The organism is Halorubrum sp. SD690R, assembly GCF_005435035.1.
Taxonomy (GTDB): Archaea; Halobacteriota; Halobacteria; order Halobacteriales; family Haloferacaceae; genus Halorubrum; species Halorubrum ezzemoulense.
On record NZ_SGTV01000052.1, the window covers coordinates 1 to 12,690 of the forward strand.

The following is a 12,690-nucleotide window of genomic DNA, read 5'->3' on the forward strand; positions in this document are numbered from 1 at the left end:
TGAACTGACGGCGCTCTCACTGGTGTGAGATCGCCGTCTTTGTTCGACTCGATGAATCGGTCGCTCTGATCTCGTTCATTTCTCTCCAGAAATTGGGTCAGCAATCAGGAACGATGGGAACTACCGACTATAGTCACGAGAGAAACGAAAAACACAGCTGGTGTAAACAACATGAGACGCTTACTAACTCGAGACAGTGTGTCTCGATTAAACCCGAACACCGTGTCATATCGAGTTGGCTCGCGCCCAGTTGTTTGACTGATCCCTACATTTTGGCCAGGATTACGCGCCCCAATCGCATGAAGTGCTGTCAAGAGCGCCAGAAGACTCCCAAAACCAATGAATCTGAATGGAGCAAATACCGTTTGTCGCTTGAGAAACGCTCCACTAGGGTTGTCGGGGGTAACGTAGGCTGTCGCTGTCTCATTCGGCTCATATGGCTCAATACTACGTTGAGCGTCACTCCGGACGGTGTATATCGGCCGCGTTGAGCCTGGGAACACCTGTTTGCTCGTATATTCACGCCCCTGATATTCGTAGGTGTGCTCAACTGAGATGCGGTAGTAGAAGCGACGCCCATCAGATCTGCTGATATCGGTGCCAACAACAGTTGTTTCGACAGCGACAGCATCGTCAACAGCGTCCGACTGCTGGACGTAGTCATATCCTCCATACCCAGCGATGCCGAGTCCGAGAATGAGCGCGAGAAGGATCAGCGGCGTAACCGTGACAGCCACCCCACGGAGAGTAAACTGCATTTCACCTGAATGTTTTTATTGGAACCAATAAGCCTGAACGGAGTGTTTCAACAGCAGCAACAGCAGTCAGCGTAATTCAAGGTGGAGCCCCCGACCTCAAGGAGCGACCGAAGAGAGTGAGTAGGTCGGGAAGGGAACCGACATGATTCCGTCATTACCACGTTCTACACGTGGCTAACTATCCTCCAAAAACAGTATTGTTATAAAGACTTAGCGTAACATCTGAATTACGGATGGAGGTACGTCGTACGGTCCCCGTCAAACTCGACGTGGCCGACAGCGACGCTGCCCTCCTCCACGAAACCATCTCCGAGTTCCTGTGGGCCGCCAACTACGTCGTTGACCACGCCTGGCAAGGTGAGTACAAGACGACGAGCAAAGCCCAACTCCAGCGTGAAACCTACGACGACGTGCGGGCCAAAACGAGGCTCCAAGCGAATCTCGTCCAGAACGCTCGCAACAAGGCCGCCGACGCCGTCCAGAGCGTTGTCGCACGCTGGAAACAGGGTGACTACGCGGGAAAGCCGCACTTCTCCGCCCCGACGCTCGTCTACGACAAGCGATGTGCGACGTTCAACGACGACCACGCGACGCTCTCGACCGTTGCGGGACGTATCACCGCCAGATATGTTCTCCCCGACGGGGATCGCGAGACGCCTCATTCAGAGTTTCTGTTCAACGACGACTACGACGTGACGGGCGCAGAACTACACTACCGCGACGACGAGTTCCACCTTCACGCCCGCACAAAGGCGGACGCGGAGTTCGAGACTGCCGACGACGGTAACGACGGGCACAACACAGTCCTCGGCGTTGACCTCGGCATCGAAAACGTCGCCGTCACCTCTACGGGCACGTTCTGGAACGGGGCAGAGCTGAACCACTGGCACCGCGAGTTTGAAAAGCGGCGCGGGTCGTTCCAACGATGTGGAACCCGGGCCGCCCATGAACCCATCCAGTCGGTTGGACGTACCGAGACGGGGCGCTATGACCACTTCTTACACACCGTCTCGAAAGAACTCGTCGCGGAAGCCGTCGAACACGACTGTGGCGTGATCGCGTTCGAGAACCTGACTGGGATTCGTGACCGAATGCCGAATGCCAAGACATTCCACGTATGGGCCTCCCGCCGGTTGTGCGCGTATGTGGAGTACAAAGCCGAAATGGTCGGTATCTCGGTCGAACAGGTGAGTCCCGCGTACACGAGCCAGCGGTGTTCCAAGTGCGGGTTCACTCACGAGGATAACCGCCCCGCCTCGAACGAACCGGACGTGTTTGAGTGTCTCAAGTGCGGATACTCACCCCACGCTGACTACAACGCGGCAAAGAACATCGGCCTGAAGCATCTCCGCTCGGGGCAAACGTCGTCGGGCGGAGGCGCACCCGTAAACGTGCGCTTGAATCGCAGGAGATTGAACGTGAACGGGGATTACGAGCCTGCCAGCGATGGCCAGAACGGGAGTCCACGCGAAAGCCCTACCCTCAACGAAGCGAACGGCAGCGCCGTGAGCGAGTTGGGTAGGGTAGTTCACAGCCGGCTATACCACTCGACATATCTGTGTTTCCGGGCCAGTAACGGGTATGATGAAATTATGGATGAATCGCTTGAACAACCAGCGTGAGTGAGCGCAATGACATCAGTAACTGCCCAGCGGTTCAACGCTGTTCCATCTAAAAATCCGAAAGCGAATCCCCTCCACCAATGCTGCTCTCATTAGGACCCTCACTTGCCGTTGATCTCGTTGCCGTAGGCCTCTTGGCGTGGGTAACGTGGCAAACTGCGAAGGATCGGTCCCCCCCAAATGCGGTCCCCTTTGCGCTCATGAGCGGCAGTCTGTTACTATGGGCACTGCTCTCGCTGATCTCTGAATTTCCGAACGCATGGGGGGTCGGATCGAATTTGGCTGCTATCGCGCAGGTTGTCCCGGTCGTGTTTCTCCCCGCGATATGGCTGGTATATGTCCTTGGGTATATCGGCCGAGAGACAGGCTTTACTTCCCTCCGAGGGGGCTTGTTTGTTCTCCTTGCGCTCCCGCTGATTGGGGCAGCAGCCACGTTCGAGGGTGACCCAACGCGGGAGGAGATCCGTCGCTCACTCGCGTCACTCGTCGGTACTGAACTGTTATTATTGTTCATAATTTACGCCTACGCGGCGTTTCTCTTCCTCAGGTACGGCTGGAACCACGGCCGTGTTTCAAGAACACAGGTTGGGATCCAGCTAGGAGCAATCTCAGCACCATACATTATCGGGGGCTGGCTTGACGGGAGTTTGATCATCGACGGAGTCACTGGCGGGTTGTTAGTTTCGGGAGTGTTACTTACCGTTGCGATTCAACGCTATCCGGTATTGACGGGGTTCCCGAAAGCAGATTATGTCGCGCGGTCACGCGTCGTCGAATCGCTCCAGGAGGCGGTTGTCGTTGTCGACTGGGAAGCAAATATCCTCGATGCCAACGTGACAGCTGAAGGCTTGTTTGGGTGGGCGACACGAGACGTGATCGGGACACCAGTCAGCGCGGCCGTAGACGGATTCGATGTGACAAATCTATCAGCTGGTACAACTGAGGTTGTCTCGCTCCAAACGACAAAGGGCCGACGTCAGTTTCAGTACACGGTCTCCGACGTCGAACGCGACACGAGTGACAGCGACGGGGAACCCGTGGCGCGGACAATTGTCTTCCGGGACGTGACCGATCAGCGAACCCGTGAACAGCGGCTCTCAGTACTCAATCGCGTGCTTCGACACAACGCCCGGAACAAACTCGACGTGATCTTAGCGCATGCGGATCACGTAGAAGACGACACGCACCGGACAGCGATCCAAAATAGTGCCAGCGAGCTTGCCTCGGTCAGCCGGAAAGCACGAGAGGCTGAAGCAGTTATGACCGATAGCGTTAGCGCCCCGTCAGCGGTCGATATTGCTGCGGTCGCCCACGAAGTCGCCGCAACGGCCCGTGATGATTACCCGGATAGCAGCATCTCAGTCACTGCTCCGGAGCGGCTACAATTGACCTCCTATCGAACTGTTGTGCGACGGCTTATGACAGAACTCGTCGAGAACGCTATTGTTCACTCAGACGACCCCGCACGAGTCGATATCGAGGTCGAAACGACAGCTGATGATATCCCACAGCTCCGCATCGCAGACAATGGTCCTGGGATCCCGGACCGAGAGCGAGACTTGTTGACCGAATCGAGCGAAACACAACTTGAGCACGGACTGGGTGTCGGACTCTGGTTCGTCAATTGGGCCGTAAGCCAACTGGGCGCTGAACTTGAGTTCCAGTCTACTGGTACCACAGGCACTACCGTAGTTGTTCGTTTTTATCGGAACAGAGAGTCGATGCCGCAAGACTCAGACGGCAGCCATAATCGGTGACAGGTGTATTGATGCTGGAGCCTTAGCCGACCGTGGCTTTATTTGAACTTTCAGAAGGTAGTATAGTGTACTGGGTCCTAGTTTGTGTAGAATCCTTCAGAATCGCTCAGTAAAGGGTACTTACAGACCAGATTCGGACTATACCCCTCCTAATGCTGTCAAGAACGTCTTGCGAGATACAGAGGGTGAATTCAGTAGGATAACCCCACGTGGCTTAGCGTATCGGCAGTAATCTAACAATCAGCCTCACTACTGTGAATTCAAAAGTCGACCTTCCATTACCCAATGATGTACTCCGGAGCGAGGAAGATAATGGCGAGAAGACAGACAAATACGAGAATGGCTGTGAGACGCAATAGACCAGCCGCCCGTCGTCGAGTTTTTGGAAGAAATTCAGCAGTTCCGGACAGCGCAGCTCCGACGATAAAAAATAGCATCCACGGGACTCCTCCAGCCTCGCCGACACTCCAACCATACACGAATATACACAAGAAGGCGAGCGACGCGCCAAACTGGATGAGTGAATTGGGGCGACCTTGTGGCTCGTTAAACAGAACGTTGCTGATGTAGGGGACCATAGTTGATACGTACCTGCTAAAGATACAAAATAATGACTTAGTATGATCCCAGTGGAACGTGTTCTGTGCTACGCGATTCCACCGCAGGAACCGAGAGGTAAATACTGCGAGATTCGCGCGCTGTATCTCGCACGACGATCCGAATGTCTCCCTGAATTAGTAGAACTCCCGGTGTTCAATGCGCAGGCACATTTCTCCGGGTGATTCAGATCTGAATTCACAAAATAAATGTTGTGGCAAATCTTCTGTCTCCCTATTTTACCTCACTAAACATACGTTCAACGGCATTGCGATTCCCATGTGTAACGTGCTGGAGTCGAAGCCTGTGACGATGACAGGGCGCGTGTAACCACAGCGCGCCGTCGACCAGAAAGATTGCGTCGTCGATATAATCTGTGCGTTGCTGAGCTTCGTCCGGAGACGGTCGGTCCACAACCGCTTTGATACTGAAGCCACCCAACACAGTACGGTGATTCAACTCGATCCGCTGGGGCTGTTCAGGGTCGGTATTCCAGCGGTGAGTGGCGGTGTCGCCGGGGCAGTGGGGGTGACGGCGTACCGACGACTCCGGCAGGGGGATGCCCGCACCGGGCTCGCTAGGCCGTTCGTCGTCCTCGCCGGGGTGGTGTCGCTCCTCGGGGTCGGATACGCCGGGCTACACGCAGTGACGCCACTCGAGAACCTGCCACTGGGGTCCGCAGTCCTACTTCTGGCGGTTCCATGGATGACGTTTGCAGCACGATACATCGGGATCGGGCGGTACATCACACCTAGACGAGTACTCGCGGTGACGCTGGCCGTGGCTATCCTCGTCGGTGTGAACCTTTTGGGACGACTGATACAGGAGGGGTGGATCACGACCTCGCTGGTGGGTACTGAGGCGCTCCAGACGCTCGAAACGGCACAGTCGGTGGCCACACTGGTACTCCTGACCCTCGTGTTCGCACTGATCGGGGGAGTTGTCGTCGCGACGTATCGACACGACCGACTGTCGACGGTACAGAGTCTCCTCGTCGTAATACCGATCGCCGGATTCATCTTTACCGTTCAGACGACCCGTCCTACGACGCCGCTGTTGAACGACGTGCTGATCGGGAGTACGTTTCTCGTGGTCGCCGCCAGCCTCACGCTGGGGATCTTTCGCTATGATGTCGTGACGCGCGTCCCCGCGACCCGGAGACTGGGTGAGCGGGCGGCACTGACAGAGACCGACGAGGCGATTTTCGTCCTTGACGACCGGGCACGGGTGGTCCGAGTGAACGAACCGGCCGAACAAATGTTCGGCGGCGCACAGACGCTGGCCGATGTCACGGATCACTCGGTGACATCCCTGATCGAACTCAATACTATCACCTGCCGGACGACGACGGGCCACAGACAGTTCGAACCGAGCGTCTCGCCGCTTGTCGACGAGTACGGGGAGACGTTCGGTTACACCGTCATGTTGATCGACGTGACGAACCGCGAAATCAGGCGACAGCGGCTGGCGGTACTCAACCGCATCCTCCGTCACAACGTCAGGAACGAACTGGACGTGATACGGGCGCACGCGGAGGAGGCCGACCTCGCCCCGGCCGTCGACGGCGCGGACAGACTGAGCGCACTGAGCGTGGAGGCACGGCGGGTCCAAGATCTCATGGAGCGGTCCGCGGCCGACCGAACCGAAGTCAGCTTACGTCCGCTTCTCGAAGATGTCGTCGCCGACGCAACGGCTGGTGTAAACGCCGACGTGACCCTCACTGCCCCCGACGTGACGGTAAACATCGACCCGGAACGGTGCCGATACGTGATCGATCACCTCGTCGAGAACGCAGTCGAACACAACGACGGGGAGTCCCCACGCGTCGTGGTTCGTGTAGAACGGACCGGGGCGGACGTCCGTCTTGTCGTCGCGGACGATGGTCCAGGGATACCAGAGTCAGAGCGGGCAGTGATCGAGGGGGGCGTCGAGACACCCTTCGAACACGCCAGTAGCTTGGGCCTCTGGGGGACCAACTGGGCCGTCCAGAGCATGGGCGGGTCACTCTCCTTCGATGAGAGTGATCTCGGCGGGACAGCCGTTGAGGTTGTCCTCAGAGACGTGGCAGTCTCCGACGTGTGACAATGAAAAGAGAGCATTCGGGTGAGGTGTATCAAGCGTCGCAGCAGCCTGGGCCACCTGGACCACGGTGTCCGTCTCTCTTATCGAGATACCTATACGAGGCCGACAAACGTTCCGCTCTTGGCACATAGCCCACACTCTGCGCTTACAGAGTGGGGCTGCTATCCCTAGCAACTCAAATTGACAACGACTGGATCACGATATATCATCTGCTGAATGGTTTTTAACAGAGCCAGCATTTTTAGTTACTAGGTGTCTGAAAGACGACTTGATGTATTCAGCCCTCCGACAGAACACTCGGACATTCGGACGACGCATACAGCGGGTATCGCTACTTCGTCTGTCATACCGCTCTCGGTGGTGTGAGAAGATGCGTCTACAGTCAGCTGAACCCCGCAGCAACGTCCGACATTCTCCTCATTGTACGCGGCCTCGTGGTGATTGACAGTATGAACGACGATTCAGGTGTGAATGTTAAGGGTCCCGATAGCCTCAAGGGTGCTTTATTGTACATCCTCATTGGGATTGCTATCGCCAGCTACGGAGGATACGATTACGTTCAACAGACGGAGGCAGTCCGAGAATCAGTCGAGGTTGATGCGACTATCACCGAACTCGATATCGAGGCTGATAGCGGAACGTCATCAAATCCGGGCGCCGATTTCGATCCGGTGGTTGAGTTTGAGTACACGTATAACGGAAATGAATATACTGGGACAAAAATATACCCCGCAGATCTTGAACAGAACTACGAGACGCAATCGGGCGCCGAATCAGCCATTGAGGAGTACGAACAGGGGGCACAGACAACCGCATATGTTTCTCCCGACGAGCCGGGAGATGCGTTTTTGAAAAATCAAACGTCGAACGCACCGATCATTGCGATTGTACTCGGTGGACTATTCACCCTCTTCGCCGCGGTTTCCGCCGTAAGGAAACTCTAGCACGCTGGAACTGCGCTGAGGGTAATCCGTGGGGGTGGAGCAGAATATATTCGTTGTTGATCAGGAATAGTAAGCGTTAAACCTAGGAACATTCTCCGTTTCTGAGCCAGAGAGTACAGGTAACACCTATACAATTGCCGGATGCTGGCTGAACTATGGACAGAAGCTCGAAGAGCCAGTTGTTGGTCTCCGGGGGAAGTCTTCTACTAGTATTCCAACTAATCGTGTTTCAAGGGGCGTTCAACATCGTCGAAAGCTCTGGAGTTTCAGGTAGGCTGAGGGGTGTTCTCAGTGGTGGATTATTACTTATCGCCACGATCTGTGTCGGTAGCGGAGCATATCTTCGGTATTAGCGTACGCTAGTTACACAGGGTCTACACTGAGCGCTTGAGCGTCGACCGATTTTTGTGAAATGATACCATACACACAGTTGCTGATGCCCTCCGCAGATTACGGGGACGAACCTCCTTTGAGGGCCGGAGGGACGGGGGGCATCAGCCTTTTGTACGCTGGTAGTACGCCTTTGGTGGAAAACATTTAGCCGTATGTATTTCAGCTACGACCGCTAATTGTCGGCATGCGTATGCCCTCCATCTTCAACCAACTGGACGATCACCCGGTCTCACTTGTGGCCGGATTTGTGACCGTCGCCGGAGTGTATGTACTCACTCCGGCAGTGTGGTACACGGCGTTGATCGCGGGAATGATCGTGTCTGGCGTTCTTGAATTTGCGATCAAGGAGGTACCGCCTGACACCGACGAGTACGACCCGGAACAGTACCCGCTGTGGGCAGCCGCGGATTTGGGTGATGTTCCAACCGACGGCCGCAACACCGACTCTACGGATGATGCGTTGTCAACACTCCAAGAACGATATGCCAGCGGTGAGCTCAACGATGCGGAATTTGAAGACAAAGTTGAACGACTACTTGAGTCCGACAGAGATGACGCGCAATCGCATCTGGAAGAAGATTCTGTCACGGAAAAGTTGGAAAAGTAACTGTAGACGGCTCCCGTAACTTAGTTCTACAGAGAAAACAAGGCGAGTGCCTCGGGGCTTGACCCCGAGGCGGTTCACACTTCCTCCCTGCGTTGGTTGATGAACACGCGCCCGACGGATGTGCTTCCGAACCTGAAACACGTCTCGGAGCATTATCACCGAGCGCACGTCTTCTGAAACGATGCCCTCCAAACGGACGTTCGCGAGGCGCTTAGGTGCGCTCGTGGCAACCGGGCTCGGTGTTAATAGGCCCATTGGAGCACTGACTTCAGAACCCCCGCCCGCTGGAACGCTCGCAATCAACGGATCCGGTGAAACGGGAGCGGCGACAGGTAGCTCGGCCAAACACAGCCCTGCGCGGCAACTCCACTCAGCGGTTGCTAACGGGGCGTACAAGCCGGCCGCAGTTACATCACGGGGAGTTGACACCGTGGTTACTGCGCGGTTTAACCCGAGCCTGGTAACGATGACGGGGGTCCCACAGGGGGTTGCGGCCCCGATCCGTGACCTCCTCTCTCGGTACGACAGTGTATCGCTTGACCGACTCCAACAGGTGGCTGGCGGAACCGCACTCACGACAGACGGCTCTGAGGGCTGTGGTGTCATCGTCGGTGACATCGACGCACGGACACTCCGTCGAGAACTCACTCGAGACGCCGATCTCATCCGAGAGCCGGCCACCAAGGCCGGCTTTACCCGGTTCAAGTCGAAACGCACCACCACGACGCTTGGTGTCCGCGCGGACGAAGTTGTCATCGGGCACGCTTCATCGATTAGCAGTGCGGTGGCCCACCGCGACGCTGGTATCAGCGGTCACGACACGGAGCACTCACGGACAGACACAGACTACGGATCGCTCCCGTCACGGCTCCACGGAGACGCGACGGTCTGTGTCGACTTGGGGACAGAGACGCGGGAGTATCTGCGACGTACCCTCTCGGACGCACCGAAAGCGCTCCGGACGGCGGTTGATGCGGCAGCCGCAGTTGGCGTCGCTTGTAGTGTGACCCCAGACGGCTCAGGGCCTTCGAAGTCTCTGTCAGCCACGCCCCCGACAAGCCAGCATGACACTGCCGATACTCCGATGACGACGTTTCGGTACGGCGCAGTAGCCGATCCGAAACGGCTCGACAGAGAGACAGCAGAGGCGATTGCGCGCGCCGCACGCGAGGGTGAGTCCTCGTTTAGTGACGCAACCGTCTCTAGACACGGGCGTACAGTAATACTAGAAACTGCCGCCGACGGCGATATATTTGCGCCACATGCCGAACTGGCGGGGGTGACCGTCGGCGACGTCGAGTCGCTGTCAGACTCATGAGTTCCAACATTGCGTCCACTCTCGACACACGGCATCGGTTGCCGTATGACCCCAACGCAGCTACAGCGGTACTCTATTACCGCACAATCAGTTCGACGATGCAAGACCGACAAAACCTCCAAATACGACCGCGAGACCGAGCGAGGACAGGGCAATGAGTTCTGAGAAGGGCCCCACAGAATCTCCAGATGAATCGACGCCGGATACGGACACACGAACCGAGCGCCACTCGCCGACAACTTCCGACCGTGTTCCGCCACGCTCCGAGTCGGGATCGGTTGTCGACCGGCTGACCACTCGACACGCCGTTGGTGTCGCAGTGATACTGGCGCTTGCTGCGGGGCTGTTCGTCGCTCCCAGCGTGTACGGCGCCGTAACCGGTCCCGACGGCACCGTCGCTGTGATCGAAATCGACGGAGCGATAGACTCGTCGACAGCACAGCACGTCGAAGACAACCTCCGAGACGCCCGCATGAACGACTCCATCCAGGCGGTCGTCTTGGAAGTTGACAGCGGTGGCGGCCTGCCTGCACAGAGCGAACGGATGTACGCTGCGGTCGACCGTACTGCCTCGGTGATGCCGGTATACGCCGCAGTAGATACGCTCGGAGCGTCCGGCGCGTATCTCGCGATTGCGCCTGCCGATCGCATCTACGTAGCTCCGTCCGCGCAGGCGGTCGGTAGCGTCGGTGTTGCGGGGGCCGCGCCGGCTCCAAACGGGCCAAGTGCGGGTACGACCGGCCCTGACAAACGAGGTAGCGATCCGGACACACAACGCGAGCGGCGACAAACGCTCGCCAACCTCTTCATCGAGAACGTGATCGAACAGCGCGGCGAAGAGATCGAGCTTGACCGAGAAGCGATCGCGCACGCCGATGCTTATCTCGGAACCGAAGCCGTTGCCAACGGATTCGCGGACCGATTTGGCTTTGTCGATGGAGCAGTCGCTGATGCCGCAACTGAAGCCGGTATTGACGACTACGCGGTCGACACGCGTCGTACCGAGAATCGCGTTCCGGGGGGCATTCCGCTCTTACAACAGCACGACAGTACTGTCGTCGTTGTCGACGACTCTGAAAGCGATCTCAACGACGATCTTATCCTCGCGGTGGCACCGCAAACATGGGACGAGACTGTCGGCGAGGAAATAGTCATGACAAGCTACACTGGACGACTGCCCACGGACCAACTCAGTAGTGAGACGAACGCCGACGACGCCCGCACGCAACACGACGATACCGGCGCGACGAACGGAGGTGAGCCCGCATGAGCGTTAATCTCCGAACGGCAATCGGCGCATTCGCGCTCATATTCCTGGCTGTTGTCGGCGTCGCCGCAGCCGGGGGCGTCCTCTTAGATACGGCCCCACCGGATACGGAGCCTGTTACAGACGACCACTGGCGGCTCGACTCCGTCGAACCGGAAACCGTCAGCGAGGGCGGTGACATCGAAATGGAGAGCGGCGAGCCGTCGAACACGGTCGTCGTCCACCTCGGAAGCAGTACGACTGGCGCCGGTGGCGGGCTGCCCGTGCTTCCGATTGAGGACGGTAATGCCCCCACGGAGGCAGATATTGGGACGCTCGGTGGCGCCCGGCGTGGCGTCACACCGCTTACCTCGACACTCATCGAGAACGGCCACGAGGTTCGGTTCTACGGCGGAATCAGAAGCGGTGAGCGGCTCCAGTCGCTGCTCGCTGATGCGGACGCGTTCGTGACGACCGCCCCCGGCGCACTCTCGGGACCAGATGCTGATGCCGTCAATTCGTTCGTTGAGGCGGGCGGCCGAACCCTCGTCGCGAGTGACCCAGGCAACGCCGGGGCATTGACCGACTTCGGATCCCCGTTCGGCGTCTACGGCGACGCCGGCTACGTGTACGACATGGAGCACAACGACGCGGGCTACCTCAGCGTCCTCGTACAGCCGCCCGAGTCGACGCCGCTTACTGAGGGGGTTGAGCAGGTCGTCCTTCGTGGCGCGGCGTCCGTTGGATCTGCTGACGATTCAGCAACGCTCACCACGGCGGAGACGTCGCGTCTTTCGACCACTCGGGAGTCTGGCTCATACACGGTCGCAGTACGGAGCGAGTCTCTCGCAGTAGTTGGAGACTCGAGTTTCTTCGCGCCCGAAAACGCCCGTCGCGCCGATAACGGCGTCTTCATCGGGAACCTCGCTGACTTCCTCGTGAGCGGTGACGCGCCTGACGTGTCGTTCGGACCGCCGACCGGACCGGGCGGCGGGACTCCACCGGGTGGGGGTATGCCGCCCGGTGGCCCGACGCCGCCCGAGCCGCCTGAGCCGCCAGAGAACGCGACGGCTTAGCATCGGTTCATCAGCCGCTGCGTGGATTTTTGCTCTAATATTCCATAGGGCTAACTGCCGGTGCTATTCGTGTGTTCAGGGGAAACCAACGGGTTAGTCACAGTTCTGGAGACGATACAGAGTCAGCCATCTGCCCCCTAAAACGAGACTAACTCTCACGCTCTTCATACTCACGGACATAAATACGTAAACACATCTGGGATTTCGACCCGGTCGAGTGCAGAGAGAGCAGCCTCACGGAGATCGTCGAGTGTGTCAAACAGGCGGTTCCCAAGTTCTTGATCAAGTTG

General features: G+C 57.6%; 10 protein-coding genes and 2 pseudogenes. 9 read left to right on the forward strand and 3 right to left on the reverse strand.

Annotated elements, in window-relative coordinates; all coding sequences use genetic code 11:
- Positions 1-104 precede the first annotated feature (104 nt).
- Positions 105-758, reverse strand: coding sequence for a DUF3592 domain-containing protein (locus EXE41_RS20070; RefSeq protein ID WP_137691669.1), 654 nt, complete (start codon positions 756-758; stop codon positions 105-107).
- A gap of 233 nt (positions 759-991) precedes the next feature.
- Between EXE41_RS20070 and EXE41_RS17595 the strand changes: the two genes are divergently transcribed.
- Complete coding sequence (locus EXE41_RS17595; RefSeq protein WP_241987282.1) at positions 992-2,380, forward strand: RNA-guided endonuclease TnpB family protein; 1,389 nt, start codon at positions 992-994, stop codon at positions 2,378-2,380.
- Positions 2,381-2,460: 80 nt separating this feature from the next.
- Positions 2,461-4,137 (forward strand): ATP-binding protein, encoded by a 1,677-nt coding sequence (locus tag EXE41_RS17600; protein ID WP_137691670.1) that lies wholly within the window; start codon positions 2,461-2,463, stop codon positions 4,135-4,137.
- Positions 4,138-4,971: 834 nt separating this feature from the next.
- Here EXE41_RS17600 and EXE41_RS17610 read toward each other — a convergent pair.
- A pseudogene (locus EXE41_RS17610) lies at positions 4,972-5,103 on the reverse strand (IS6 family transposase); the annotation flags it as partial.
- An 81-nt stretch (positions 5,104-5,184) separates the two neighbouring features.
- Here EXE41_RS17610 and EXE41_RS17615 point away from each other — a divergent pair.
- From EXE41_RS17615 to EXE41_RS17645, 7 genes are all read left to right on the forward strand, one after another.
- Positions 5,185-6,816: an ATP-binding protein gene (locus EXE41_RS17615; RefSeq protein ID WP_094582801.1), complete on the forward strand. Its 1,632-nt coding sequence runs from the start codon at positions 5,185-5,187 to the stop codon at positions 6,814-6,816.
- Between the two features lie 449 nt (positions 6,817-7,265).
- Positions 7,266-7,760 (forward strand): DUF3592 domain-containing protein, encoded by a 495-nt coding sequence (locus EXE41_RS17620; protein WP_089309411.1) that lies wholly within the window; start codon positions 7,266-7,268, stop codon positions 7,758-7,760.
- Positions 7,761-7,915: 155 nt separating this feature from the next.
- Positions 7,916-8,113: a hypothetical protein gene (locus EXE41_RS19475; protein WP_080508721.1), complete on the forward strand. Its 198-nt coding sequence runs from the start codon at positions 7,916-7,918 to the stop codon at positions 8,111-8,113.
- Between the two features lie 230 nt (positions 8,114-8,343).
- Positions 8,344-8,760, forward strand: a complete 417-nt coding sequence (locus EXE41_RS17630; protein WP_199240901.1) for an SHOCT domain-containing protein — start codon at positions 8,344-8,346, stop codon at positions 8,758-8,760.
- A 430-nt stretch (positions 8,761-9,190) separates the two neighbouring features.
- Complete coding sequence (locus EXE41_RS17635) at positions 9,191-10,078, forward strand: hypothetical protein (RefSeq protein ID WP_321167061.1); 888 nt, start codon at positions 9,191-9,193, stop codon at positions 10,076-10,078.
- Positions 10,079-10,232: 154 nt separating this feature from the next.
- Positions 10,233-11,348, forward strand: a complete 1,116-nt coding sequence (locus EXE41_RS17640; protein ID WP_094553663.1) for a S49 family peptidase — start codon at positions 10,233-10,235, stop codon at positions 11,346-11,348.
- Positions 11,345-12,400 (forward strand): DUF4350 domain-containing protein, encoded by a 1,056-nt coding sequence (locus EXE41_RS17645; protein ID WP_089309444.1) that lies wholly within the window; start codon positions 11,345-11,347, stop codon positions 12,398-12,400. The genes EXE41_RS17640 and EXE41_RS17645 overlap by 4 nt, the downstream gene beginning before the upstream one ends.
- 170 nt (positions 12,401-12,570) lie before the next feature.
- On the opposite strand, the pseudogene EXE41_RS17650 reads toward EXE41_RS17645, so the two are convergent.
- A pseudogene (locus tag EXE41_RS17650) lies at positions 12,571-12,690 on the reverse strand (IS630 family transposase); the annotation flags it as partial.